Origin of the sequence: Vibrio clamense, from assembly GCF_050337905.1 — a bacterium.
GTDB lineage: Bacteria > Pseudomonadota > Gammaproteobacteria > Enterobacterales > Vibrionaceae > Vibrio > Vibrio cortegadensis.
In genome coordinates this window covers 44,249-70,820 of the sequence record NZ_JAKJTJ010000022.1, presented here as the reverse complement: position 1 = coordinate 70,820, position 26,572 = coordinate 44,249, and the positions used below count along the sequence as shown (strand labels likewise).

At 43.2% G+C, this 26,572-nt stretch carries 22 protein-coding genes; 12 read left to right on the top strand and 10 right to left on the bottom strand.

Annotation, left to right across the window (positions count from 1 at the left end):
• Positions 1 to 205 precede the first annotated feature (205 nt).
• From hslR to L4C39_RS09635, 4 genes are all read left to right on the top strand, one after another.
• Complete coding sequence (gene hslR / locus L4C39_RS09650) at positions 206 to 592, top strand: ribosome-associated heat shock protein Hsp15 (RefSeq protein ID WP_113796182.1); 387 nt, start codon at positions 206 to 208, stop codon at positions 590 to 592.
• A gap of 14 nt (positions 593 to 606) precedes the next feature.
• Positions 607 to 1,497 (top strand): Hsp33 family molecular chaperone HslO, encoded by an 891-nt coding sequence (gene hslO / locus L4C39_RS09645; RefSeq protein WP_113796180.1) that lies wholly within the window; start codon positions 607 to 609, stop codon positions 1,495 to 1,497.
• 336 nt (positions 1,498 to 1,833) lie between these two features.
• On the top strand, positions 1,834 to 3,459 hold the full coding sequence (gene pckA, locus L4C39_RS09640) for a phosphoenolpyruvate carboxykinase (ATP) (protein WP_017052072.1): 1,626 nt from the start codon (positions 1,834 to 1,836) through the stop codon (positions 3,457 to 3,459).
• A gap of 109 nt (positions 3,460 to 3,568) precedes the next feature.
• Positions 3,569 to 5,650 (top strand): AsmA family protein, encoded by a 2,082-nt coding sequence (locus L4C39_RS09635; protein ID WP_429745576.1) that lies wholly within the window; start codon positions 3,569 to 3,571, stop codon positions 5,648 to 5,650.
• A 231-nt stretch (positions 5,651 to 5,881) separates the two neighbouring features.
• On the opposite strand, the gene L4C39_RS09630 is transcribed toward L4C39_RS09635, so the two are convergent.
• Genes L4C39_RS09630 through L4C39_RS09620 form a run of 3 tightly spaced genes read right to left on the bottom strand, consistent with a single transcriptional unit; the run spans position 5,882 to position 8,183 of the window.
• Positions 5,882 to 6,805, bottom strand: coding sequence for a bifunctional GNAT family N-acetyltransferase/hotdog fold thioesterase (locus L4C39_RS09630; RefSeq protein ID WP_017053830.1), 924 nt, complete (start codon positions 6,803 to 6,805; stop codon positions 5,882 to 5,884).
• Between the two features lie 33 nt (positions 6,806 to 6,838).
• Positions 6,839 to 7,273 (bottom strand): D-aminoacyl-tRNA deacylase, encoded by a 435-nt coding sequence (dtd, locus tag L4C39_RS09625; RefSeq protein WP_017053831.1) that lies wholly within the window; start codon positions 7,271 to 7,273, stop codon positions 6,839 to 6,841.
• Positions 7,245 to 8,183, bottom strand: a complete 939-nt coding sequence (locus L4C39_RS09620; protein ID WP_017053832.1) for a virulence factor BrkB family protein — start codon at positions 8,181 to 8,183, stop codon at positions 7,245 to 7,247. Before L4C39_RS09620 ends, dtd begins: the two co-directional genes overlap by 29 nt.
• A gap of 43 nt (positions 8,184 to 8,226) precedes the next feature.
• On the opposite strand from L4C39_RS09620, the gene L4C39_RS09615 reads away from it, so the two are divergent.
• Positions 8,227 to 8,868 (top strand): DUF2959 domain-containing protein, encoded by a 642-nt coding sequence (locus tag L4C39_RS09615; protein WP_017053833.1) that lies wholly within the window; start codon positions 8,227 to 8,229, stop codon positions 8,866 to 8,868.
• 173 nt (positions 8,869 to 9,041) lie between these two features.
• Here L4C39_RS09615 and L4C39_RS09610 read toward each other — a convergent pair whose 3' ends face one another.
• Entirely contained in the window at positions 9,042 to 9,593 is a 552-nt protein-coding gene (locus tag L4C39_RS09610) for an AAA family ATPase (protein WP_261889457.1), read from the bottom strand.
• A gap of 105 nt (positions 9,594 to 9,698) precedes the next feature.
• Positions 9,699 to 11,528, bottom strand: coding sequence for a translational GTPase TypA (gene typA / locus L4C39_RS09605; RefSeq protein ID WP_113796172.1), 1,830 nt, complete (start codon positions 11,526 to 11,528; stop codon positions 9,699 to 9,701).
• Positions 11,529 to 12,045: 517 nt separating this feature from the next.
• On the opposite strand from typA, the gene glnA reads away from it, so the two are divergent.
• From glnA to add, 6 genes are all read left to right on the top strand, one after another.
• Positions 12,046 to 13,455 (top strand): glutamate--ammonia ligase, encoded by a 1,410-nt coding sequence (glnA, locus tag L4C39_RS09600; protein WP_017053836.1) that lies wholly within the window; start codon positions 12,046 to 12,048, stop codon positions 13,453 to 13,455.
• A 297-nt stretch (positions 13,456 to 13,752) separates the two neighbouring features.
• Positions 13,753 to 14,349 (top strand): DUF4124 domain-containing protein, encoded by a 597-nt coding sequence (locus tag L4C39_RS09595; RefSeq protein WP_429745870.1) that lies wholly within the window; start codon positions 13,753 to 13,755, stop codon positions 14,347 to 14,349.
• 145 nt (positions 14,350 to 14,494) lie between these two features.
• Positions 14,495 to 15,559, top strand: a complete 1,065-nt coding sequence (glnL, locus tag L4C39_RS09590; RefSeq protein WP_113796166.1) for a nitrogen regulation protein NR(II) — start codon at positions 14,495 to 14,497, stop codon at positions 15,557 to 15,559.
• A gap of 76 nt (positions 15,560 to 15,635) precedes the next feature.
• Complete coding sequence (gene glnG, locus L4C39_RS09585; RefSeq protein WP_429745572.1) at positions 15,636 to 17,039, top strand: nitrogen regulation protein NR(I); 1,404 nt, start codon at positions 15,636 to 15,638, stop codon at positions 17,037 to 17,039.
• A 203-nt stretch (positions 17,040 to 17,242) separates the two neighbouring features.
• Complete coding sequence (gene gepA / locus L4C39_RS09580; RefSeq protein ID WP_429745570.1) at positions 17,243 to 19,783, top strand: phosphodiesterase GepA; 2,541 nt, start codon at positions 17,243 to 17,245, stop codon at positions 19,781 to 19,783.
• A 99-nt stretch (positions 19,784 to 19,882) separates the two neighbouring features.
• A complete protein-coding gene (gene add / locus L4C39_RS09575) occupies positions 19,883 to 20,887 on the top strand; it encodes an adenosine deaminase (RefSeq protein WP_017052127.1) in 1,005 nt (334 codons plus the stop codon).
• Between the two features lie 109 nt (positions 20,888 to 20,996).
• Here the strand turns inward: add and hemN are convergent, their stop codons facing one another.
• The 5 genes from hemN to L4C39_RS09550 all read right to left on the bottom strand — a co-directional run bounded on the left by hemN (position 20,997) and on the right by L4C39_RS09550 (position 25,259).
• Entirely contained in the window at positions 20,997 to 22,388 is a 1,392-nt protein-coding gene (hemN, locus tag L4C39_RS09570) for an oxygen-independent coproporphyrinogen III oxidase (RefSeq protein WP_017052126.1), read from the bottom strand.
• A 153-nt stretch (positions 22,389 to 22,541) separates the two neighbouring features.
• On the bottom strand, positions 22,542 to 23,030 hold the full coding sequence (locus tag L4C39_RS09565; protein ID WP_171756986.1) for a DUF2489 domain-containing protein: 489 nt from the start codon (positions 23,028 to 23,030) through the stop codon (positions 22,542 to 22,544).
• A gap of 8 nt (positions 23,031 to 23,038) precedes the next feature.
• A complete protein-coding gene (gene yihI / locus L4C39_RS09560; RefSeq protein WP_017052124.1) occupies positions 23,039 to 23,656 on the bottom strand; it encodes a Der GTPase-activating protein YihI in 618 nt (205 codons plus the stop codon).
• Positions 23,656 to 24,294, bottom strand: coding sequence for a class I SAM-dependent methyltransferase (locus L4C39_RS09555; RefSeq protein ID WP_017052123.1), 639 nt, complete (start codon positions 24,292 to 24,294; stop codon positions 23,656 to 23,658). Before L4C39_RS09555 ends, yihI begins: the two co-directional genes overlap by 1 nt.
• A 347-nt stretch (positions 24,295 to 24,641) precedes the next feature.
• Entirely contained in the window at positions 24,642 to 25,259 is a 618-nt protein-coding gene (locus tag L4C39_RS09550) for a c-type cytochrome (protein ID WP_017052121.1), read from the bottom strand.
• 132 nt (positions 25,260 to 25,391) lie between these two features.
• Here L4C39_RS09550 and yihA point away from each other — a divergent pair, with 132 nt between their 5' ends.
• Positions 25,392 to 26,045, top strand: a complete 654-nt coding sequence (yihA, locus tag L4C39_RS09545; RefSeq protein ID WP_084654905.1) for a ribosome biogenesis GTP-binding protein YihA/YsxC — start codon at positions 25,392 to 25,394, stop codon at positions 26,043 to 26,045.
• Positions 26,046 to 26,572 lie beyond the last annotated feature (527 nt).

The window sequence follows — 26,572 nt, the reverse complement described above, 5'->3', positions numbered from 1 at the left end:
TTCTTCATTCTTGGCTTTCTACCATACGCATATTAACCGCCAATTTTATCGCGGGTAAAATAGGGACGAACTATAACACAGTCAACAAATTAGGCTGAGAGCGAAGACTGAATTTGCAAGTAACCTTGAAAAATTTGATCGCAATCACCATTGTTAGCAGCAGTATATGACGATTCACCATCTCACTTAGAGGTACATTCGCGTTATGAGTTCCCCAACATCAGCAGTAAGGCTAGACAAATGGTTATGGGCGGCACGTTTTTACAAGACTCGTTCCGTTGCTCGTAACATGGTTGATGGTGGCAAAGTCCACTATAATGGTCAACGAAGTAAACCAAGTAAAATTGTTGAACTTGGGGCAGTTATCACTTTGCGTCAAGGAAATGAAGAAAAAACCGTCACTATCGAGAAAGTCTCTGATCAGCGACGAGGAGCACCAGAAGCTCAAACCCTTTATACAGAAACACAAGAAAGCGTGGCCAAGCGTGAGCAACATGCACAAGATCGCAAGTTACATGCCGTTAGCCCAAGCCCTGAACGCCGCCCTGATAAAAAGCAGCGCCGCAACATCATTAAATTTAAGCAACAATAAGCTGGATCGCCCTTATGACAACGAAACCAACGGCACAAAACGTTTTAAACCGCTACCTATTTGACAACCTATCGGTTCGTGGCGAATTAGTGCAATTAGACGAAACTTACCAACAAATTATATCTAGCAAAGAATACCCTGCACCCGTTCAAAATTTACTGGGTGAATTGCTAGTAGCCACTACTCTATTAACGGCAACGTTAAAATTTGAAGGTTCAATCACACTACAACTTCAAGGCGATGGTCCCGTATCTCTTGCGGTAATCAATGGCGACCACGATCAGAAAGTTCGTGGTGTCGCACGCTTTGAAGGTGATATTGCTGATGATGCTGGTTTGCATGACCTTATTGGTAAAGGCCACCTAGTGATCACCATTACGCCGAAGAAGGGCGAACGCTATCAAGGTGTTGTTGGCTTAGAGGGTGACAACCTTGCACAAGTGCTAGAGGGTTACTTTGAGCGTTCAGAGCAACTTAAAACCCGCTTATGGATTCGCTTAGGTGAACACCAAGGTAAAGCTCATGCAGCGGGTATGCTGTTGCAGGTAATGCCGGATGGAACAGGTTCTCCTAACGACTTTGAGCACCTAGAGCAGCTAACCAATACTGTTAAAAATGAAGAACTGTTCACTCTTGAAGCAAATGAGCTGCTTTATCGCTTATATAATCAAGAAAAAGTACAAGTATTTACACCTCAAGATGTGGAATTTCATTGCGGCTGTTCACGTGAACGTAGTGCATCTGCCATCATGACGATTGCAAAAGAAGAGGTTTACGACATTCTTGCATCGGAAGGATCTATTTCTTTACATTGTGATTACTGCGGCACGAATTACACGTTCGACAAGAGCAACGTAGATACCATGTACAGCGATGCTGCCAGTGATAGCAACACTGTTCATTAATTTGCATAAATTAAGAAGCACATAAAACCCGTACTAAGGCCAGCATTTCGCTGGCCTTTTTTGTGATCCAAACCCAGTCATAGCAAGGCTTAAACGGCCAAATTCCTCACTTATTTTTTTGAAATTAATAATCATTTAGCTCTAGCGCAAAGGATTGCGGACAGGATAAAATAATAGGCGCCAATATGTGACGAGACACTTAAATCCACGAATATGACATGGGTATTTTTTGAACTATATCCCTGTTTTCTCCCTATCTCGTTGTTAGCATGGTGAGCAGATTACAAAACAAAAATTATTACAAAATCCCTACAAAATATCCTACAAGGAGCACCTATGACCGTTATGGAACATACAAAGGCTGCACAAATCGATCTGACAAAACATGGATTATCTGGCGTATCTGAGGTTGTACATAACCCTAGTTATGACCAATTGTTTGCTGAAGAAACGCGCGAAGGTTTAGAAGGCTACGAAAAAGGCGTAGTAACGGAACTAGGTGCGGTTGCAGTTGATACTGGTATCTTTACTGGACGCTCACCAAAAGATAAATTTATCGTTAAAGATGAGACAACACGCGACACGATGTGGTGGTCTGATCAAGGTAAAAATGACAACAAAGCCATCACCCCTGAAGTATGGGACGATCTAAAAGCGTTAGTCACTGAGCAGCTTTCAGGTAAACGTCTATTCGTACTCGATGGTTACTGTGGCGCGAACCAAGATACACGCCTAGCCGTTCGCTTCATTACTGAAGTCGCATGGCAAGCTCACTTCGTTAAAAATATGTTCATTCGCCCTTCAGAAGAAGAACTTGCTTCATTCGAACCTGATTTCGTTGTTATGAATGGTGCAAAAACCACTAATCCTAAGTGGAAAGAGCATGGTCTTAACTCTGAAAACTTCGTGGCTTTCAACCTAACAGAGCGCGTTCAAATCATCGGCGGTACTTGGTACGGTGGTGAAATGAAAAAAGGTATGTTCGCAATGATGAACTACCTACTTCCTCTAAAAGGCATCGCTTCTATGCACTGTTCTGCAAACGTTGGTGAAAAAGACGACGTTGCGATCTTCTTTGGTCTTTCTGGTACAGGTAAAACGACTCTATCTACCGATCCTAAACGTCAGCTCATTGGTGATGATGAGCACGGTTGGGATGATGAAGGTATCTTTAACTTTGAAGGTGGTTGCTACGCGAAAACCATTCGTCTTTCAAAAGAAGCGGAACCTGACATTTACAACGCGATCCGCCGTGATGCACTACTAGAAAATGTGACGGTTCGTGGCGATGGCTCTATCGATTTTGATGATGGGTCTAAAACAGAAAACACTCGTGTGTCTTACCCAATTCACCACATCGATAATATCGTTAAGCCAGTTTCAAAAGCAGGCCATGCTCAGAAAGTTATTTTCTTAACCGCGGATGCATTTGGTGTACTACCTCCTGTTTCTAAATTGACGCCAGAACAAACGAAGTACCACTTCCTATCAGGCTTTACCGCTAAACTGGCAGGTACAGAGCGTGGCATCACAGAGCCAACACCAACGTTCTCTGCTGCATTTGGTGCTGCATTCCTAACACTTCACCCAACTCAGTATGCTGAAGTACTGGTGAAACGTATGGAAGCGGCTGGCGCGGAAGCTTACCTTGTCAATACTGGTTGGAATGGCACGGGTAAACGTATCTCCATCCAAGATACTCGCGGTATTATTGACGCTATCTTAGATGGCTCTATCGATGATGCTAAAACGAAGATTATCCCAATGTTCAATTTAGAAGTACCAACATCTCTACATGGTGTTGATGCCGAAATCTTGGACCCACGAGATACGTACGTCGATCCACTACAGTGGAGTAGCAAAGCGGAAGATCTAGCACAACGCTTTATCAAAAACTTCGCTCAATACACTGATAATGACGAAGGTAAAGCACTCGTTGCAGCAGGCCCTCAACTAGACTAAAACCAAGAAATCACGAGCAAGCCCCTCTTTTGAGGGGCTTTTTTTGTTGATGAAAGATCGAATTTGGGCCACTGTATCAATCTGAATATTGAAAAAAGGCAATCAGGGAATGAATAGAGCCATTAAAGCAGTCATTGTTCTGCTTCTGCTGCTAACGGCCACGTTATGTGTATTAATAGGCGTATTACACACTCAGTACGCGACCCCGCTGGTTAATTCACTGCTCTCTTCTTATTCTCAACGGCTTGCCAGTCAACACTCTAGCATCCAATATCCATCGTCTTCGATCCTGATACCAACCCATATTAAAAAAGTGACGTACGAGTTCCCGACTCACTTCACTCTGCATGACGTAAGTTTTGAAAAAACAGACCTAAGCTATATTGATCAAGTGGATATCTGGCTGAACTCTCGCCTGATAAAAGAGGGCAAGCTTGCCATTGATAGCGTCTTGATTGACGGGTTAAGCCTACAGCAAGGCATCAACGCGACCCATCCACCAGAGAACGTCCTAGTCTCTCAATTAGCCATCAATAATTTGGATTATTCAGACGGTCATTTCAGTGCCCGTGGAATGAATATACAAATAGAAAAACCACTTTGGTCGCACGCCAACCAGATCATGCCATTTGGTAAAGTTCAGCTCAGTGCTGACCAGGTTTACTGGCAAGGTGAGGCGTTCAATCAACTGCTGATCAGCAGCAACTACAAGCAAGAGCGCAGCACTATTTATGGTCTCTCTTTTGAGTGGCGTGATGCTCAAATATCAGGACAAGCAGAACAGATAAATGATCGTTGGTCACTCATCAATGTCACTCTCAATAAGCTCAACCTAAACCAGAAACAGGTAGAACGTATTCTTGCCAAGCCTTGGGAAAACATTGCTCCAGTGAATTGGGATCTTAATAGTGTCGACATCCTAAACAGCGATTTAGCTTTCAATGACATCCACCTTATTAATGTTGACGCCTCGATTGAAGATCTCACTTTTCCAACGAACATTTGGCAGCAAGACTCTGGATATTTATCACTCAATGCGGAAAGTGTTATTTATCAAGGAGAGCAGTGGATCGAGCCGAGTTTTCAAGCGAATTTCTTTCCTAATTCCATTAAGATATCGAATTTCAATGCCTCCTTACTTCAAGGGTTTGTTGCTTTTAATGGGCAGTTCTCACCCAACTCTGCCAAGCTACAAAATCTCTCGATCAACGGTGTCAAATGGATAGCAGAGCAAGAGAACTCAACTCACTGGTTAGGCAAGCTTTTTCACGATTATCAATCACTCTCTATTGAGCAACTCAACATTGAACGTAGCCAATTTATTCAACTTGCGACTGAACCATTTTGGCAACTCTCAGGCATGAGTGCGGAAGGAAAGTCGTTAGAACTCATCAGGAAAGGTCGCCAAGGTATCTGGAATGGTTCATTAACCATGAGTGCCAACAGTGCCAGCTATCAAAATATTGTGGCCTCACAGGGGCTCTTTGAAATGGAGAGTCAGCATGGTGACTGGCGGCTCAATCGCCTATTCTTCCCTTTACAACAAGGTTACATCGAAGCCAGCGCCACCATGACATTTTCTAAGCCGAGTCAACCATGGCAACTCGAGATTGGTGTCGATGGGCTAGACATTCAACCTCTAGTTAAGCCTTTGAAGTTACCTTTTGAACTGCATGGTTTAGCTGAATTCGAACTCACCGCGTCAGGGCTCGCAGGAGATAAACTCATGTTCGCTCACTCTTTAACGGGGCAGCTGCAAGGCTCGATTCGAAATGCTGCGATTACGAACCCACCTCAACAGCACATAGCACCGAAACCGCTGCCGACACAAGCCTCTCAGCTTCAGCCTCAAACTCAAGAGGAGCTAAAAGAGGTACTAAAAGAGAATGAAACCATAACGCCATCAGCGGAGTTTATGACTCAAAATGAGGAAGAGGTATCCGTCCCTGTAGAGATCTCAGATATTCAGATTCAAATGGATCGAGGGCGAATTAATGTCAATAAAATCACCATCATTGGAAGTGATATTGATGGGAAAATTGAAGGGCAATACGATCTAGCGTTACCAAAGAAAGAGAAGGTTATGCTAGAGTATCAACAAGCTTGTCAGAAACACACTGGAGCGCTGACTTCTGATATTAGCCAAGCCGAAGATCAATGCTTAACGGATAATACCAATCACAGTAAGTAGATGGTCATAAAAAGCGTAGGAAAAATGCTTGAGAACAAGGCAGAAATTTTCGATAAGTAGTTATTCTACAATCAAAATTTCTAACGCCGTTATCGAATATTTTAACAAGCTAGGATGACCAGTTATTTACTACGATTGGTATATTACCCCGCTCATTCAAGATTGATCCATACGGCCATCGCTAATGAACTGGCCACTATCGTGACAAGGGCGCAATTATTATCATTGCGCTTACATGCTACTATTTAGCACCGCTTTATAGTTGGGTAGCAGCATGTAAGTTCCAATAAACTGCACCGCCGCGACGTCTCCACTATAGATAGTGACATTGATAACAATCCGAGCTTTACGCCCTGAAGCCAGCCGATCCAAATCACCACTGATCCCATCTAAAGAAGTCATCGCAACGGGGCTCTCCTCAACGGGGTGGCGGTAACGAATATTGCTATCAGCCAACACAATATCCCCTTTCAAGTTACGCTCTTTCATCAATAACCAAGCCATCCCCCACCCCGTTAAAGTCGCGAGGGTAAAGGCAGAACCCGCAAACATGGTGTTGTGTGGGTTTAAGTTTGGATTGAGCTGCGCACTACACTCGAATTGGTATCCCGTGTACTGGTTGATCTTGATTCCCATCTTGTCACTGATCGGAATATGATTCTCCCAGCGTTCTTGCAGTTCACTACACCATTCTGGCCGACGAAGCACATCTGCCATTGGATCGAGAGGTTTAATCATCTGTTGATGACGTACAGGCCCGCGTTGGTCATTCAAGTTGCCTTGGCTTTCAAAACCATTCTTCTCGTAAAATGAAATCGCATCTTCACGCGCACTACAAACCAGACGTTTAGCCCCTTCTTGACGTGCAAGAGACTCAAGGGTCACAAGGAGCAGAGATCCCATCCCTTTATTTCGAGCCGAGTTTTTCACCGCCATAAAACGAATTTGCCCTTCGTTATCGGGGGTAATGTAAAGTCGCCCAACCGCGATAGGTCGACCACGGCCATCAACAATCATCCGATGGTGACTCATTGGGTCATACTCATCTCGCTCTGAACCAATCGGCATCCGCCATGGCTCACGTAGCATCTGCCAGCGAAAATGGTAGTACTTGTTTAGCTGATTCTCCGTCTTTGGAGTAATAAGTTTAAACATGAAAATCCTTTTTTAGAAAAATCCTATTTACCGCTATACCTGCAACCAAAACGTCACGGGACCATCGTTAACTAATGATACTTTCATATCAGCAGCAAAGCGACCACGTTCAGTTGGCAATACTTGCTCACATTGATCAGCAAAGAAATCATACAAACGCTCAGCGTCGGCAGGGTGAGCGCCACGAGAAAATCCGGCTCGGGTGCCTTTCTTTGTATCCGCAGGCAAAGTAAATTGAGAGACCACAAGTACACTTCCATTGACTTGTTTTACATTCAAATTCATCTTGTCGTCATCGTCACCAAACACGCGATAAGTCGTCACACGCTCCATCAAGCGTTTCGCTTTTGCCTCATCGTCATCTCTTTCTACGCCGAGCAACACCAATAAGCCTTGCTCTATCTCACCAACGACTTCACCTTCCACTTTAACAGCGGCTTCACTTACTCTTTGGATCAGTGCTATCACTGGTAATTCCTTCTTCTTCATCACTAATTATGGTCGAGTTTAGCACTTCTTGCTTCGAACTCCACTGAGCACTTTCGCCTAATGCTGCTGTAACTTCCGCCCCAATTAATACAATCAACCAACATAAATACACCCACACAAACAGGATAGGAATTGCGGCTAATGCGCCATAAATCAATTGGTAAGAAGGAAACTGGGTTATATAAAGGGCAAAGCCTTTCTTACTCATCTCAAAAAGCAGTGCCGCCACTAATGCACCCATCACCGCATGGCTAATGTGTACCTTCTTATTTGGAACCAACAGATATAAGCCAACAAAAGTACTTAAAGAGAGGATAAAAGGCAGCCAGCGAAGTAATGTGTGATATACCCCAGAGATCGTTTCACTCTCCAGAAAGTTGAGAGAGGTCACATACGATGTTGCCGCAATACTGGCACCAATCAGTACAGGACCAAGCGTCAATACCATCCAGTACATTGAAAATGAAAAGACAGCGCGGCGTTTTGCAGTCACTCGCCAAATGTAGTTAAGATTCTTATCAATATTCGAAATCAACATTAATGCCGCAATAAACAAAAATGCAGCGCCAACTGCCGTCATTTTCCCAGTATTGGCGACAAATTCGGTTAATGCGCCATGAACCGCATCTCCCGCCGCAGGGACAAAATGAGTGATGATGAATTTTTGTAATACCACGCCTACATTCTCAAAAACTGGAAATGAAGACAGTATCGATAACAAAACAGTCAGCAGTGGCACAATCGAAAGCAGCGTAATGTAAGCAAGGTAGCCCGCATTTACATTGACTCGGTCATGGCTCATTCGCGTGAGCAAATAGCGTCCAAATGGCACCAATTGCTGTGTAATCTGTTCGATTCTCAACTTGTATCTCCCAAATAACTCGTTCATAGTCTTATTAATAATTGATTATACCTATGTATGGAGAAATAGGATGCCCTACGTACTTATCATTCTGCTATCAGTTTTTACGTTAAGTGGATGTCAAAGCGCATATTACTCAGCAATGGAACAAGTCGGCTACCATAAACGAGACATCATGGTCGATCGCGTTGAGGATGCCAAAGAGTCTCAACAAGATGCCCAACAAGAGTTTACCAGTGCTCTCGAAGCGTTATCAGCACTGACCAAATTTGACGGAGGCGAGCTTGAGGCCATTTATAATAAAATAAATGATAAATACCAAGACAGCGAGCAAGCGGCACAAGATGTTCGCAATAAAATAGCCGCTATCGAAGATGTTTCTGATGCGCTGTTTGATGAATGGCAAACCGAGTTAGATTTATACACCAGCAGTAAATTACGTCGTTCAAGCGAACAAAAGCTACGTGAGACCAAAACCTCTTACACGGCGATGCTGAAAGCGATGAAACGTGCAGAGCAAAAAATGACGCCCGTGCTCAATACACTGCGTGACAATACTCTCTACTTAAAACATAACTTAAACGCGAGTGCGATAGGCTCACTTCAAGGAGAGTTTATGTCATTGGAGCAAGATATTAGTTATGCGATTAAACAGATGAATACCGCTATCGCAGAGTCCGATAAATTTCTGAAAAAGTTGAATGCTAAATAACGGATCTGTTGAATAACTGGGCTGTTAGATAACGGGTCTACTAAATAACTAGACGGCTAAATAACTAGGCGGCTAAATAGCGAAATCTCTGAACAGCAAAATACGAAAACAGCAAGCAACAACATTATTTATAGGCAAAGTGGACGCGGCATAGAATGTTTGTCGCGTTTACTTTAGCAATCGTATTGTTCCACTGATGGTACGTGCAATTCAGCCAGAATAAATTCCACTCTTTCAGCGACACTTCCCCACGGTACATTCACCACCTCATAATCAAAAGCCTGATAAACCTTAACTAACTTCTGATGGATCTCTAACGCTTCCGTAAACGGGTGAGGACGCACGTCATCTTGGACGTAAATCTCACGCTGCGGTGCACAAAGAAATACTTTTTGATGGTAGCCCAAACTCTCGCTACGATACGCTTCACTTACCTCAATCTCTCCCTGCTCCAAATAAGCACAAATATCAGGGATCGCTCGATCCATAATGCTCATCTTTGCATCGGCTAATGCGGCCCGCTTTTGTTCCGCCATCAACTCTAAACACAACTCAGCGAATGCGGGTAAATCCGTCCACGGTAATACTCCATCATCCAATTGGCTCTGTTGCTCAATCAGAGTGCGTGAACCTTCAGAGTAGACCTTAAAGCCACAAGCTCCCAATGCATTGGCTAATGTCGTTTTTCCTGCACCAGGGCCACCTGTAATAACAATAGGCTTCATATCGTATTTCATCTATTCGCCTCAATGTAACGCACATTGATTAGTTAAAAAAAAGCCCCGCTATTTCTAGCAGGGCCTTAGATTTTTGCTTACGCGTTTAACGAATTACTTCGCTGGACGGCTTGCACGTTTACGTTCGTTTTCAGTAAGAAGACGCTTACGAATACGAATGCTTTCTGGTGTTACTTCTACTAGTTCATCATCATCGATGAATTCTAGAGCTTGCTCAAGTGTGTACTTGATAGCAGGAGAAAGCGTTTGAGCTTCATCAGTACCAGATGCACGTACGTTAGTTAGTTGCTTACCACGTAGACAGTTGATAGTCAGGTCGTTTGCACGGTTATGAATACCGATGATTTGACCTTCATATACTTCGTCACCGTGCTCTGCAAATAAACGACCACGATCTTGAAGGTTGAATAGTGAGTAAGTTACTGCTTTACCCATACCGTTCGAGATTAGTACGCCGTTCGCACGTTGACCGATTACGCCACCTTTGTGATCGCCGTAGTGATCAAATGAGTGGTAGATAAGGCCAGAACCAGACGTCATTGTTAGGAATTCAGTTTGGAAACCGATAAGACCACGAGAAGGCATCATGAAGTCCATGCGAACACGGCCTTTGCCATCTGGTGCCATATCAGTTAGTTCGCCTTTACGAACACCAATACTTTCCATGATTGCACCTTGGTGCTCTTCAACAACATCGATAGTTACCGTTTCAAACGGTTCCATTAGCTTACCATCTTCTTCTTTGATGATTACTTCTGGACGAGATACTGCTAGCTCGAAACCTTCACGACGCATGTTTTCGATAAGGATAGATAGGTGAAGTTCACCACGACCAGAAACGCGGAAACGGTCTGGGCTATCTGTTTCTTCAACACGTAGTGCTACGTTGTGTACTAGTTCTTTTTCAAGACGCTCAAGGATGTTACGTGAAGTAACGAACTTACCTTCTTTACCCGCGAACGGAGAAGTGTTTACTTGGAACGTCATTGTTACTGTTGGTTCATCAACAGAAAGCGGAGTCATCGCTTCAACTTCGTTTACGTCACAGATAGTGTCTGAAATTTTCAGCTCACCAAGACCTGTGATTGCAATGATGTCACCAGCATTCGCTTGTTCAACTTCGTGACGCTCAAGACCTAGGTAACCAAGAACCGTACCTACTTTACCGTTACGTTTCTTGCCATCAGAGCCAACGATTGTAACTTGTTGGTTAGGTTTAACTGAACCACGAGTTACACGACAAACACCGATAACACCTACGTAAGAGCTGTAATCTAGTTGAGAAACTTGCATTTGTAGTGCGCCATCAAGGTCAACTTGTGGAGCTTCTACTGTATCAACAACCGCTTGGAACAGTGGTTCCATGTCTTCGCCAACAACGCCTTCTTCCATTGTTGCCCAGCCGTTTAGAGCCGATGCGTAAACAGTTGTGAAGTCTAGTTGCTCATCAGTAGCACCTAGGTTGTCGAATAGGTCAAAGATTTGATCCATAACCCAATCAGGACGAGCGCCAGGGCGGTCAATCTTGTTGATTACAACGATCGGCTTAAGACCGTGTGAGAATGCTTTCTGTGTAACGAAACGCGTTTGAGGCATTGGGCCATCAACTGCATCAACGATCAGTAGAACAGAATCTACCATAGACATAATACGCTCAACTTCGCCACCGAAGTCCGCGTGTCCAGGAGTATCTACGATGTTGATACGGTAATCGTTCCAATTAATTGCTGTGTTCTTAGCAAGAATCGTGATGCCACGTTCTTTTTCGATATCATTCGAATCCATGACGCGCTCTTCAGCTTCACCACGAGATTCAAGTGTACCTGATTGCTGTAGCAATTTATCAACCAGAGTTGTTTTACCGTGGTCAACGTGCGCGATAATCGCGATATTTCTTAACTTATCAATCTGTGGAGTAGACATGGATTTTCGATTCACTCATAAAAAGTAGCCGCAGGAGTGCCGCCAACTGATTTAAAAAACGGTCAATAATATACCAGATATTCTGCAGAAACCCAAAAATATGTGATCTGAATTGAAATTTTTATTTCTTATCCACTCCAAAAGTGACGAATAACACACATATAAGCGCCCTTTCTTATAAAAAGTGGATTGACAATATCTGCAAGAAGATGCTGAATAGTATGCGTTTGTGATTCATTTTAGTGCATCATCAATAAAATGCACCAAAACAGTGCGTCTCAGGATCATCTTGGTGCAGTAGAAGATAAAAACAAAATCACAAACGCTTCAAATCAATGAAATTAAAGGAATAATTTTTTTGGCACGGTTTTGGCTTACTCTTTATGTAAGCTCATTAAGAATAGTCAGCATCGATTAGTTCTATGCAAATGGTCATTAATCAATGCCGATTACTATTTACTCTTAATGAATAGAATCGCACCCAATATCGATTTAATAACACTGGAGGTTATCCACGATGTCAGTAGAAAATGTTCTGTCGCTAATCCAAGAAAACGAAGTTAAGTTTATTGACCTACGCTTTACCGACACAAAAGGTAAAGAGCAACATATCTCAATTCCTTCTCACCAAATTGATGCTGATTTCTTTGAAGACGGTAAAATGTTTGATGGATCTTCAGTTGCTGGCTGGAAAGGAATCAACGAATCTGACATGGTAATGATGCCAGATGCAGCAAGTGCGGTTTTAGACCCATTCACTGCAGATCCAACACTCAACATTCGTTGTGACATTCTTGAGCCTGCAACAATGCAAGGCTACGATCGTGACCCTCGCTCAATCGCAAAACGTTCTGAAGAATACCTACGCGCAACGGGTATCGCTGATACTGTTCTTGTTGGTCCAGAACCAGAATTCTTCCTATTTGATGATGTGAAATTCTCAACAGATATGTCAGGTTCTTTCTTCAAAATTGATGACGTAGAAGCGGCATGGAATACTGGTGCTGATTTCGAAGGTGGTAACAAAGGTCACCGTCCTGGCGTTAAAGGTGGTTACTTCCCAGTAGCTCCTGTTGATTCATCTCAAGATATTCGTTCTGCAATGTGTCTAGTAATGGAAGAGATGGGCTTAGTTGTTGAAGCACACCACCATGAAGTAGCGACTGCGGGTCAAAACGAAATTGCGACTCGATTCAACACGCTGACGAATAAAGCAGATGAAACTCAAATCTATAAGTATGTGGTACATAACGTAGCGCACGCTTTCGGTAAAACAGCGACATTCATGCCAAAACCACTCGCTGGTGATAACGGTTCTGGTATGCACGTGCATATGTCTTTAAACAAAGACGGCCAAAACTTATTTGCAGGTGACAAGTACGGCGGCCTATCTGAAATGGCACTTTACTACATCGGCGGTATCATCAAGCACGCTCGTGCAATCAACGCATTTGCAAACCCAGCGACAAACTCGTACAAGCGTCTTGTTCCTGGATTCGAAGCGCCTGTAATGCTTGCTTACTCAGCACGTAACCGTTCTGCATCTATCCGTATTCCAGTCGTGCCAAGCCCGAAAGCACGTCGTATTGAGCTACGTTTTGGTGACCCAGCAGCGAACCCGTACCTTGCATATTCTGCAATGCTAATGGCTGGTCTTGACGGAATTAAGAACAAGATCCACCCAGGTGAAGCGATGGATAAAGATCTATACGATTTACCAGCAGAAGAAGCAGCAGAGATCCCAACAGTAGCGGAATCTCTAGATATCGCGCTGAAAGCACTAGATGCTGACCGTGAATTCCTGACGGCTGGCGGCGTATTCTCTGATGACTTCATCAGCTCTTACATCGACCTTAAAGCGCAAGATGTTGAAAAACTGAACATGGCGGTACACCCACTTGAGTTTGACCTGTACTACTCAGTATAACTCTAGCGAGTATCGCGCTTGGCTTAGTTGCTTAGTTGCTTAGTTGCTTAGTTGCTTAGTACCTAGCTTAAAATACAAATGAGCGTCAGTATACCGTCGCTCATGTAACATGTAACTAAGCCGATTAAAATTTCAGGCTCGCCTCGCAGGCGGGCCTTTTTTGTATTTTCCTGATCTCATATCCCCATTAGCATGGGTTCTGTTTTATTTCTTAAACAGCCAAAGCCAAGCATTTATTGCCTTCAACTCAATAATGGCACGCTTGAAATGAATTCACTTTCGTCAGGAAAAGAGAATATGAAGTCTATAGTCGCCATCATCAGCCTAATACTTGCTTGGTCAATACTGTTCATCAGGCCAATAACGAGCCATGCTCAAGAGGTTTATACTTGGGAGGATGAGAATAACGTTATCCACTTTAATGACAACGCGTTGAATGCTAAAAGCCTGACAATTACCCTTCCAGATTACCAAGCCGAGCCACCAGCGCCCGAAATAGAGAACATCGCCACCAACGCGATTCCGAGTGAAACACCAAATGAACACAAGGTTAAGGCCAACGACAACATAGTAAAATATGTGAAACCGCAGCCGGCTAAACCAGAGCGGTTAACTATCACTCTCAGCGCACCTCAGCATGAAGAGACCGTTCGCAGTACCCGAGGTATTATTCCAATAAGCGCACAGCTAAACCGAAAACTGGGCATCGGAGAACAACTGCAACTCATGCTTAACGGCAAACGTTATGGAGCGCCGCAAATCCAGTCAACTTGGGTCTTAAAAAATATCGACCGTGGAGCTCATACTATTTCAATTCAAGCAGTTAGAAGCGGCAAGCTTATTGCATTGACTACTCCTATCACGGTGTATTTACATCGTGCCACGGCTAAGTAGTGTAATTGCAAGATAACTAAGCTAAATATCGGTTTAATCGCCTCTGTATTTACTTTTTCTTCTTGTCTTTATAAGCCATACTGAGATCGTGTTGCACAACTTTGGTGCATCGCCCTCAAGTGGATCAATAGACAAGGATGCTGTTTTGAATTCTGAATTAACCAGTTCGATTATTAATAACATGGTCACGGCTACCTTAATGCTCGACGACGGCCTGATCATTCGCTACGCCAACCCAGCCGCGGAGCAACTTTTTTCTCAAAGTTCAAAACGCATTGTCGATCACCCGCTGTCTCAATTAATTCAACACGCCTCTCTGGATCTTGCTCTGCTCACTCAACCATTACAGAGCGGCCAAAGTGTCACTGATAGCGATGTCACCTTCGTGGTCGATGGTAAACCACTCATGCTCGAAGTGACGGTGAGTCCACTTTCCTGCCAAGCTCCTCATTCCAACAAAAAGGCATTAATGCTGTTGGTTGAAATGAGAAAGATTGATCAACAGCGACGTTTAAGCCAAGAGTTAAACCAACACGCTCAACAACAAGCCGCCAAATTACTGGTTCGAGGGCTGGCTCATGAAATCAAAAATCCTCTTGGTGGGTTACGAGGCGCAGCCCAATTATTGGAGAAAATGCTACCTGAGCCTGAGTTGACCGAATACACCCAGATCATTATTGAACAAGCAGACAGGCTTCGAGTGCTTGTTGACCGCTTACTTGGCCCTCAAAAACCGGGGCAGAAGAAGAGCGAAAATCTGCATTTAATTTTAGAGAAAGTCCGCCAGCTTGTAGAGTTAGACATTAATGCGGATGTACGTATTGAGCGAGATTACGACCCTAGCCTGCCCGATATTTTGATGGACACCGACCAAGTTGAGCAAGCGATGCTCAACATTGTGAGTAACGCGGCTCAAATACTGTCGAACCAGCCGCAAGGCATTATCACCATCCGCACCAGAACGGTGCATCAGGCCAACATTCACGGACAAAGGCACAAGCTTGCGGCACGGATTGAAATTATCGACAACGGCCCAGGTATTCCTAGTGAGCTACAGGACACACTTTTCTATCCAATGGTCAGTGGCAGAGAAGGCGGAACCGGGTTGGGTTTATCTATCTCACAGAATTTGATCGATCAGCATCATGGGAAAATTGACGTCGAAAGCTGGCCCGGTCATACGATATTTACGATCTATTTACCGATTTAATTTCACTCAGGATACAAAAATCCAATATCACTTAATAAATCACTGAGTTCACCAAATTTGCTGCAAGGAACAAAAGATGAGTAAAGGCTACGTATGGGTTGTTGATGATGACAGATCGATTCGCTGGGTAATTGAGAAAACCCTCTCTTCCGCCAATATAAAATGCGAAACATTTGCCGACGCTGAAAGTGTATTAATGGCATTAGAACGCGAAATACCCGATGTCTTAGTGTCCGATATTCGCATGCCTGGAATGGATGGTATTGACCTACTCAACCAAGTGTCACAGCGCTGCCCTGATCTGCCCGTGATTATTATGACCGCGCACTCTGATCTTGATGCGGCGGTGAACGCTTATCAAAAAGGGGCTTTTGAGTATCTACCAAAACCATTCGATATCGATGAAACACTCACCTTAGTCGAACGCGCCATCGCACATAGCCAAGAACAAAAACGTTCTCACTCAAACGCAGAAGCCTTGAATACCAATACACCTGAAATCATAGGTGAAGCCCCTGCCATGCAAGAAGTATTCAGAGCGATAGGTCGACTGTCCCGCTCTTCTATCTCCGTATTGATCAATGGCGAATCAGGAACCGGCAAAGAACTCGTGGCTCACGCACTGCATCGTCACAGCCCTAGAGCTGACAAACCCTTTATTGCATTAAATATGGCCGCTATTCCAAAAGATCTTATTGAATCAGAATTATTTGGTCACGAAAAAGGGGCATTTACGGGAGCCAATAGCGTTCGCCAAGGCCGCTTTGAACAGGCAAATGGCGGCACACTATTTCTGGATGAGATTGGTGACATGCCTCTTGATATCCAAACTCGCTTGTTGCGCGTGTTATCCGATGGCCAATTCTATCGAGTCGGTGGGCGATCACCTGTACAAGTAGACGTCAGAATCGTTGCCGCCACCCACCAACACCTAGAGCAACTCGTTAAAGCCGGAGATTTTCGCGAAGATTTATTCCACCGTTTGAATGTTATTAGGATCCATATTCCAGCGTTAAGAGAGCGTAAGCAAGATATCGAAAAGCTAACACAGCACTTTCTTAGCATGGCCGCAGAAGAGTTAGGTGTCGAAATAAAATCGCTGCACAAAGAGACAGTCGAGGTACTCAATACGCTCGCTTGGCCGGGAAACGTCAGACAATTAGAGAATATTTGTCGTTGGTTAACCGTAATGGCAAGTGGCAGTGAAATTCTACCCAGCGATCTACCGACTGAATTAGTCGATGACAAGAAAATGACCGCTCCTGACTCAGATACGAGTTGGCAGCATCAACTCACTACCTGGGCCAAAAATTCATTAGCTTCTGGAGAAACAGAACTACTTTCTTATGCACTTCCTGAGTTTGAACGTATACTGTTAGAAGCCGCATTGGAGCACACCAATGGTCATAAACAAGATGCCGCTAAAGTTTTAGGCTGGGGGCGCAATACACTTACTCGAAAACTTAAGGAACTGTATTAGCTTTATAGACCGTTAGCTTTAATAGACCGTTAGCTTTTAGGCTATGAGCATATTAGGTCATTAGCATTTTAGATCATTAGCTTTATAGGCTATTCGTTTTATAGACTGAGCTCTCGCTTCTACTGATTGCTCAGTCAAAACAGTCGATTGTTTTTTTTGGAATGATAAACTTACAGAATGATATTCCTACAGATGAATAGTGCATGTCCATGATAAAAAAAATTACGCTTAGAACTGCTCTCGTTCTCCCCACTGTAATGATTTTAATAATTACATTTGGCGTAATTGTGTTTGTCCAACAAAATAGCTATGAAAAAATGGTCAATGATATAAGTACCAAGCAACTTACGTCACTCACCGCCAACGTCAACAAAAGCCTATTCACCTTCCTCCATGAACCATTTAATGCCAGCTTAGCTCTCAGTCATAACATCGGATTCAATCAGCTTTACCAGCCAAATAACATCGAACCACTACAGAGCTACATGCATGCGGCTTTTTCCAATCTCTACCGAAATATCCCTCAATTAGATGCTCTCGGTTTTGGCTCAACACGTTTAGAACATATCACCTACCGGAAAGAAGCCAACAATGGCTACACGCTTATTCTTCAAGATGAGCGCACAGACAGAAACCTCGTCGTTTATCGTGGAAGTAAAATCAGCCAAGATATTCGTTCCATTATTTCTAACTATGATTCTCGAACCCGCCCTTGGTATACACCGGTAGCTAAATCTAAAAAACCAATATGGTCTTCGATTTATGCTAATGCCGATGAAAGGCAAGAAATAACGCTCTCTGCGCTCACCCCCGTTTTTACTGATGATGCATTTCAAGGCGTATTTGTAGCCGATATCAAAATCAATACGTTCAATAAGTTTTTGCAGAATCTCAAAGAAAAACACAGCGCCTCTTTTTATATTTTTGATCAGGACCAACGTTTAGTCGCACACTCCAGCAATGGCAGCGTTGTCTCATGGGGGACGCCTACGACAGATAAAGGTCACCGACTGCTGGCGACAGAAAGTAGCAACCCGATTATCAAAATCAGCTCTAGCTACATTAATGAGAACAAACTCGACCTCAATAGTGGCACCCAGCGGTTCCAGTTTAATGTCGATGGCGAGCGTTACTTTAGCCAAACCACCCCTTTTAAGGACGAATATGGTCTTACTTGGTTTATTAGCACCTCCATCTCTGAGTCCGCTCTGTTAGGTGACCTGCCACAGGATCAGAAAAACAGTTGGTTAATGGGGGTGATTGTGGGCTTATTTGGTATTGGGATTACGATTCTAGCTCTCAATAGAATCACAAAACCCATCACATCAACTGCAGATTCAGCGAAACAACTGGCGAAAGGAGATTGGGACAGCACCATGCCTCAACCTGGGTATATATACGAAACCAGTATGTTGGTGTCTGCATTTAATGAGATGTCGAATAATCTTAGAGCCTCGTTTAAAGCGTTGAGGGATCAGATTCTCATCGACCCGCTCACGAAGTTATATAGCCGAGATGGGTTAATTGAAACCAGTTCAGCATTTGAGGCAACCTCAGGGTTTCTGCTACTCATCGGTATTGATCGCTTTAGAGATATCAACGAGAGCCTTGGGCACCACAAAGGCGATCAGCTATTGGTGATGATTGCTGAGCGCTTAAACGCCGTCTCTGAATATGATTATATTATTGCTCGTCCAGGTGGTGATGAGTTTGCGATCTACCTTCCAAACGCAACCCAGCAAGAAGAGGTCACACTGTTTGCCCATACCATACTGCAAATCTTCAACTCAGCTTTTGTATTACAAAGCGAGAATGTCGTCATTAATGCTTCCATTGGAATTGTTGAAACTTCATCAAACCAAAACATGATGCTTTGGTTACGCAATGGCAGCATTGCATTAAGCCTTGCCAAGAAAGACATCACACACATTACGATATATAGCCCTGAAATGGCCGATGTCTCTCGTAACCGAACCAAAATGATGGCAAAAATTCAGTCCGGCTTAGCAAATGATGAGTTTGTTCCCTTCTACCAACCGATTATCGATCTCGCCACAGGAAACGTCATTGGAGCTGAAGCACTGGCTCGGTGGATAACCTCTGACAATGAAATCATTTCTCCAATCGACTTTATTCCATTAGCCGAAGATACCGGGTTGATTGAAGGGATTGGGCAGCAAATACTTGAAAAAACGTGCCATGACACTGCACACGCCATCCGCACCGGAAAATGGCCAATTAACTTCCAGATTCACGTCAATGTTTCAGTGAATCAACTCTCTAAACCGACGTATATTGATGATGTAAAGCGAATCCTTCATGAAACAGGGCTTTCAGAATCAAACCTAACCTTAGAGATAACGGAGTCTCGCATTGCTGATAGTGACCCGATGGTGATGCAAAATATGCGTACTCTCAAAGAGATGGGGATAGGCATCGCCATTGACGACTTCGGAACTGGGTACTCTTCTCTCGCTTATCTGCATAAGTTACCTTTCAGCTGTCTTAAAATAGATCGCGCTTTCATCAAAAAATTGGATAGTAAGAATTTAGACAGTTCAATTGTCGCCGCCATCGTGAATATCACGAAGGGATTTAAAGTCAATTTAGTCGCGGAAGGCGTTGAAACTGTACAACAAGCTGAATTACTCGCGCAACTTCATTGCCCTCAAGTACAAGGTTTTCTGTACAGTAAGCCAGTGCCACTTAATGAATGGCCAACAGATTTAGTTAACATGAATTAGAAAACAGCACTTTGGGCTGATTTTCTAGACATTGAGTACTGACACTTAGGTCAATCATTTTTATACTTACGCTAACTACAGCGATCTGGAATCACAATAATGATAACTAAAAATCTGCCCCTAACTGACTTGCACCGCCACCTTGACGGTAATATCCGTACTCAAACTATTTTAGATTTGGGCCAAAAATTTGGTGTTGCCCTGCCTGCTTACGATGTTGCAGCCTTAACACCTCACGTTCAGATTGTTGAAGCTGAGCCATCTCTTGTTGCCTTCCTTTCTAAGTTAGATTGGGGTGTGGCTGTTTTAGGTGATCTTGATGCTTGCCGCCGCGTCGCTTACGAAAACGTTGAAGACGCTCTTAATGCTCAAATCGATTATGCTGAACTTCGCTTTTCGCCTTACTACATGGCGATGAAGCATAAACTTCCAGTTGCTGGTGTGGTTGAAGCAGTGGTTGATGGTGTTGAGGCAGGCATGCGCGATTTCGGCATCAAAGCGAACCTGATTGGTATTATGAGCCGCACTTTTGGTACCGATGCTTGCCAACAAGAACTCGATGCTATTTTGACTCAGAAAGACAAGATTGTTGCTGTCGATCTTGCTGGTGATGAGCTAGGTCAACCGGGTGATCGTTTCGTGTCTCACTTTAAACAAGTGAAAGATGCAGGCCTAAACGTAACGGTTCACGCTGGTGAAGCGGCAGGTGCAGAAAGCATGTGGCAAGCGATTCAAGAACTTGGTGCAACGCGTATTGGTCACGGTGTAAAAGCGATTCACGATCCAAAACTGATGGATTTCTTAGTTGAAAACCGTATTGGTATCGAATCTTGCCTAACGTCTAACTTCCAAACAAGCACCGTTGAATCTTTGGCTAACCACCCTGTGAAACAGTTCCTTGACCACGGTGTTATGGCTTGTCTAAATACGGACGATCCTGCGGTTGAAGGTATTGAACTTCCATACGAATACGAAGTGGCAGCACCTCAAGCTGGGTTGACTCCTGCTCAAATTCGCCAAGCGCAAATCAATGGTTTGGATCTAGCCTTCATCTCTGATGCAGAAAAAGCAGAGCTACGAGCTAAAGTGGCTGACCGCGCTTAATTTTCACGGTCATCGTCGATAAGGGTTAAATACTTTATCGACGGAAACAAAAATGCCAGCATCGTTGCTGGCATTTTTATTGGTATAAACTGAACTCAGTAATAATCGATTAAATCACTCGTGAGAACTGCTGCTGTCTTGCTCGACTACGTAAGTATTTATCAAAGCACATGCAAATATTACGGATCAACAAACGCCCACGAAGCGTCACTCTAATTTCAGTGTTATCCACTTCAACCAATTCATCATCGATGAATGTTTGTAGCAGTTGCAAATCTTCAGCAAAGTACTGATTAAACGTTACTTTATATTCAGACTCGATCATACTCTTATCAAGTTTAAAGTTACAAATCAGCTGTTTAATCACTTCACGACGCAGTAGATCATCGCTATCAAGAGCGACACCTTTCCATAGCGCATGACGCAATTCATTCACTTGAGCATAGTACTTTTTCAGCTCTTTCTGGTTTTGTGCGTATGCATCACCAATCATTGAAATCGCTGAAACACCAAACCCAACCAGATCCGCTTCACCTTGAGTGGTGTAACCTTGGAAATTACGGTGCAAAATACCTTGGCGTTGAGCAACAGCCAGTTCATCATCAGGCAGAGCAAAGTGGTCCATACCAATAAATTGATACCCAGCGCCTGTTAGTGTGCCGATGGTGTCTTGCAAGATCGCCATTTTCTCTTCAGCTGCGGGTAAATCTTCATCTTTGATTTTACGCTGCGCTGCAAATAACTGCGGCATATGAGCGTAATTAAACACCGACAAACGACCCGGCTTCATATCCAGAACTTGAGACAAGGTTTCCGCAAATGACTCTTTCGTCTGTTTTGGCAAACCATAAATCAGATCTAGGTTAGTTGAACGGAAACCTAACTGCTTCGCGCGTTCAACCATCGCAATGATGAACTCTTCATCTTGTTCACGGTTTACGAGTTGCTGAACTTCTTTATTAAAATCTTGAACGCCGATACTTAGGCGGTTAAAGCCTTCACTGCGTAAGTGATCCAATACATCCAGCTCAATTTCACGAGGGTCAACTTCAATACTAATTTCAGCATCTGCATCAAAGTTGAACTCTGCACGTAGAATCGTCATTAAACGAGTAATTTGAGCTTTAGTGAGGAATGTCGGAGTACCGCCACCAAAATGCAACTGAGTAATACGACGTTCATTTAACAGTGACGCACGCAAGCGGATCTCATGTTCAATAACGTCCAGATACTCATCCGCTTTGTGAGAATGACGAGTAATCACTTTGTTACAACCGCAGTAGTAACAAAGTTTATGGCAGAAAGGGATATGCACATATAGCGAGAGCGGGCGCTCAGGATACTGCGTGCATGCCATATCGTAATCAGCAATGGTGAACGCTTCATGAAACTCAAGAGCGGTCGGGTATGAGGTATAACGAGGGCCGGAGTAGTTGTACTTATCTAAAATAGCTTGATCCCAAACTATTTGTTGACCGGATTCAATTTGCTGACTGGACATGGGATTTTCCACTTAAAACTAGGACGGGTTATTTTGCCACACGACCATGGCAGACGTTGCCTGGCAAAAAAGTTTTTAGATATAAATATTCAGAAATGCTAGCGTGATCACTTCATAAGATACCCCTAAATGAGTATCTAAAGTAACCAATAGTTAGACCATCTGAATATTGATCTGATTATTGAGCGGTTTGACTTGTTCTTGCAGCTGCTTTAACTCATCAACAACAGCGTCATTCAAGCGCGTTTCTGCTTTATGTCGTTCAAGGTTTTGCTTCATGCGCTCAGATTTTTGTATCTCTTGGCGACTTTCACCGCGAGCCATATCTTTTACAACGTGGTACAACTCTGAAATAGCAGGATAGCGCTGTTCAAAATCAACACGCTGCTCACCTTGAACGTAATCCATAATGCAATAAACGCGAATACTAATTTCCGATAAGTCACACTCACCCTGAATACCCGCTAAACATAAGGTATTCACATTTTCATAAATATTAGCATTACGTTTATTGATCGCTAAAGCTTGATGCTGCTGTTGCAGCACCTTTTGCTTTTTGATTTGAAGCAGAAGGTAACCCGCATAAGCAGCCAAAGCCACAATAATGACTCCACCAACAATCGCTAATAAGGTTACATTCATTAGGCTTCTTATCCTTTAAAGTCGTTTAAATCGATATCTTCAAACTGAGACAGTAGATCGTCGTCTGAACTTGATTTCTTAGGCTGTGACTTCGGCTCAATAGCATCAAGCTCAGCAAGTTCTTCTTCCGAAAGATCTTCGTCAGAGAAATCTTCAGCGAAGTACATATCGTCTGAATCATCCGCTTCTGGTTCCATTAAACCAAGTTGATTCATTAATACTTCAATGCGATCCAGCTTCTCATCAACATACTTCTGCAAACCAGCACCTAGGTTTTCACCCATTTCAATGCGATCGATAAGTACATTCAGTTGAGCATCATTCTCAAGCATTTCAAGTTCTTGAGCAGCAGAGATCTTACGCTCTTGCTTAGTCAGTTTCTTCTTAGGCTCGATGATTAATGGGATCTTTTTCTTGCTGCCTAAACGAGGGTCACGTGCTTTTGCTGCACTTTGTGCTTTTGCATCGCTCACTTCAGAGTTACGGTTACCCGTTTTTAGACCTTTACGCTTTTTAATGCGTTTTTGCTCACGACCTTGTACATTTGACTCTGTACGGTTACGAGTTACAACGACTTCACCACCGCTTGATGGTCCTACTTTTCTAGATTTTTTATTACGGCTCATTACTGGGCTTTCCTCAGTAAAATTACATCATTACCAATAAATTCGAGTTCGAGCTTATCCCGCTCGGCCAAAAACTGGAAAGTTTGACGGCTAAAAAAGACTACATGCGTAAGGTCATTTTTATAGTGCCAGCTAGCAAACGCATCTACGTCTATTACTAGCTTAGTCATTAAACCAATCCAGCCACCAGGCTTAACTAAATTCAACCATTTCTGCCACACTTGATTGGGCTCATATAAGTGCTCAATCACTTCTGTGGCTGTCATAAAGTCATACACTTTATCTAACACCTGAGTCTCAGGGTGATAGTAAATATCGTATAACTCCATATTGTGCCCCGCTTCTTGCAACATTAAAGATAATGTCGGTCCTGGGCCACAACCAAAATCTAATCCACAAGATGGTTTTTCCAACCTTTCTAATAAAGGAGTGGAGACGCGTGATAAGAAGCGTCGATATCCCATATCTTGGGGATCATTGTTATGTAGATCGTAGTGAGCTTTTTCAACTTTAGCATCCAATCTTTGTTCAGGTGGAACAAAAACCAAATGACAACGTGAGCACTGCAAGTACTCTCGATGTTTATCTTCAAAATAGTGAGAAATATGACTACTGGAGCATAAAGGACAAAAATTCATTAACACATCCTCAAACAAGGATGCGAAACATACCAGAAACTGGCTTTATAGTGGAGAGGTATTGAACATTTTTTCATCAGATAAAGAAAAAAAATCCACATCTCGACCATCGCTGCCGATTTCAATCAGGAGAGGTAGGAAAAATAGGACGCCTCGACAATCAAGAGGAGAATTCACATGATAAAAAATGACAGATGCCACACACGAACAGCTCCGAGATGAGGCTATGGTGCTAGATCTGGTTTTGCTTCTGGCTTTAAAAAAAGAAAACGCCTCTACCAGTTAGCAGCTGTTAGCTACCACCAATAAAGGCGTATCTGTAATACTATGCTCGAGCGATATTGTTATTAGTGTAGGCCACCAACGTATTTAGATAAGGTATCAATATCTTCATCGTTCAATTTCTTCGCGATATCACGCATCATGGCGTTCATATCGTTATTACGTGACCCATCACGGAATTTTTCCAGTTGAGCTTTTACGTAATCAGCATGCTGACCCGAAATTTTAGGGAATCCAGACAATTCTGTACCGTTACCACGGGGGCCGTGACACGCCGTACATGCTGTAATTCCACGTTCTGCATCACCAGCAAAGTAAAGAACCTTACCTGCTGCGACAACATTTTCTGGCGTTGTATTTCCAGAAATCGGTAGAGAAGAGTAATAAGCAGACAAATCCGCCATATCTTGCTCTGAAAGTGGCATAGCCATGCCACCCATGACAGGATCGTAACGACCTTGCTTACCACCGCTGGTCATTCCAAGCTTAAGTTCTTTTAACTGCTTCTCAAGATACTTAGCATGTTGACCCGCTATTTTAGGGTAATTAGTGATTAGACTGTTGCCGTCAGCACCATGGCAGGCAACACATGTTTGTGATTTTGCTTTACCAGCTTCAATACTACCTTGAGCCCATACTGAGCAGCTGGCTAAAAGACTCAAAATTAGCGCTAATTTCTTCATGACATTCCATTATAATTATCAAGCTTCCAGTACCACTCTATGTTCTCATGGTACAATAGGCGACCTTATGCCGAGCACGGTTATTTTACACAATTTCACAAAAAAGTAATCAATCGACTACACAAAGTCGAGATGGAGTTAACAGTGAGCGTAAAAATTCATTATCAAAACACGCATTTCATTACCAGTGCACCTGATATTCGTCATTTACCAGAAGACGAAGGGATCGAAATTGCGTTTGCAGGACGCTCCAATGCTGGTAAATCTAGTGCATTAAATCGCCTAACCAACCAACGTGGTTTAGCAAAAACAAGTAAAACACCAGGTCGCACGCAATTAATTAACTTATTTAAAGTGCGTGAAGATTGTCATATTGTCGATCTACCTGGGTACGGTTTTGCTCAAGTTCCTGTTGAACTGAAGAAAAAATGGCAGAAATCACTGGGTGAATACCTTCAAAAACGTGAGTCTTTAAAAGGACTTGTCGTATTAATGGATATTCGTCACCCAATGAAAGACCTTGATCAGCAGATGATTTACTGGGCTGTAGATAGCCATATTCCAGTTCAGGTATTGCTAACGAAAGCGGATAAACTAAAAAGTGGCGCACGTAATGCGCAGCTGTTGAAGATTCGTAAAGATTCAGCAGGCTTTGGTGGGGATGTTTCTGTCGATGTATTCTCATCACTCAAAGGGCTGGGTGTTGATCAACTGCGTAACAAGCTGGACACATGGTTTGCGCCGGCACTTGTTGATTTAGTCGAAAACGACGACATCGATGAGTAAATTGTAGTATTTGATTGAACGATTAAGAGCCCTGCCAAATTTGGTGGGGCTTTTTCTATTCGGAGATTTTTTCCAAGCCTATATTTTCTTTCAGGCATAAAAATCCCCACCATCCTGGTGGGGCAATGGGAGAGAAATAGTAGTAGTTATTATGCTGACTAGGATTCCTTAGCTTGGCTAAAATATCAATACCTTATCACTTCACTTTTCACCGCCTCCCACATGAACATGAGATCAAAAAAACGCTAACCAGTTGTTTTAAGTAATCAAAAACAATAAGAACCCTTCAACACTGGCTTCTTAATTTTAGCTGGAAAATATTATTCATGTGATCGGTATAAAATTACATTCCACTCATTGAGTAACACGGTAATGAGTTTTAATAATAAAGGTGTATGCGGCAATACTGAGTTCAGAAAGTAGCTGGAAAGTTAAGAGGAAGAGTTTCATATAGAGCTGTAACTGTAGGTGATATAACGGAAAAAAGTTTTCTTTGCCCCATAAAAAACGCCCCAGTCAAATACTGA

Coding starts and splice junctions, on each gene's coding strand:
- typA (WP_113796172.1), bottom strand. CDS start 11,528: ATGTCTACTCCACAGATTGATAAGTTAAGAAATATCGCGATTATCGCG.
- L4C39_RS09550 (WP_017052121.1), bottom strand. CDS start 25,259: ATGAAGAAATTAGCGCTAATTTTGAGTCTTTTAGCCAGCTGCTCAGTA.
- glnA (WP_017053836.1), top strand. CDS start 12,046: ATGTCAGTAGAAAATGTTCTGTCGCTAATCCAAGAAAACGAAGTTAAG.
- add (WP_017052127.1), top strand. CDS start 19,883: ATGATAACTAAAAATCTGCCCCTAACTGACTTGCACCGCCACCTTGAC.
- glnG (WP_429745572.1), top strand. CDS start 15,636: ATGAGTAAAGGCTACGTATGGGTTGTTGATGATGACAGATCGATTCGC.
- yihA (WP_084654905.1), top strand. CDS start 25,392: ATGGAGTTAACAGTGAGCGTAAAAATTCATTATCAAAACACGCATTTC.
- L4C39_RS09620 (WP_017053832.1), bottom strand. CDS start 8,183: ATGAACGAGTTATTTGGGAGATACAAGTTGAGAATCGAACAGATTACA.
- L4C39_RS09610 (WP_261889457.1), bottom strand. CDS start 9,593: ATGAAGCCTATTGTTATTACAGGTGGCCCTGGTGCAGGAAAAACGACA.
- gepA (WP_429745570.1), top strand. CDS start 17,243: ATGTCCATGATAAAAAAAATTACGCTTAGAACTGCTCTCGTTCTCCCC.
- pckA (WP_017052072.1), top strand. CDS start 1,834: ATGACCGTTATGGAACATACAAAGGCTGCACAAATCGATCTGACAAAA.
- hemN (WP_017052126.1), bottom strand. CDS start 22,388: ATGTCCAGTCAGCAAATTGAATCCGGTCAACAAATAGTTTGGGATCAA.
- L4C39_RS09615 (WP_017053833.1), top strand. CDS start 8,227: ATGCCCTACGTACTTATCATTCTGCTATCAGTTTTTACGTTAAGTGGA.
- yihI (WP_017052124.1), bottom strand. CDS start 23,656: ATGAGCCGTAATAAAAAATCTAGAAAAGTAGGACCATCAAGCGGTGGT.
- L4C39_RS09555 (WP_017052123.1), bottom strand. CDS start 24,294: ATGAATTTTTGTCCTTTATGCTCCAGTAGTCATATTTCTCACTATTTT.
- hslR (WP_113796182.1), top strand. CDS start 206: ATGAGTTCCCCAACATCAGCAGTAAGGCTAGACAAATGGTTATGGGCG.
- L4C39_RS09635 (WP_429745576.1), top strand. CDS start 3,569: ATGAATAGAGCCATTAAAGCAGTCATTGTTCTGCTTCTGCTGCTAACG.
- L4C39_RS09630 (WP_017053830.1), bottom strand. CDS start 6,805: ATGTTTAAACTTATTACTCCAAAGACGGAGAATCAGCTAAACAAGTAC.
- hslO (WP_113796180.1), top strand. CDS start 607: ATGACAACGAAACCAACGGCACAAAACGTTTTAAACCGCTACCTATTT.
- L4C39_RS09595 (WP_429745870.1), top strand. CDS start 13,753: ATGAAGTCTATAGTCGCCATCATCAGCCTAATACTTGCTTGGTCAATA.
- L4C39_RS09565 (WP_171756986.1), bottom strand. CDS start 23,030: ATGAATGTAACCTTATTAGCGATTGTTGGTGGAGTCATTATTGTGGCT.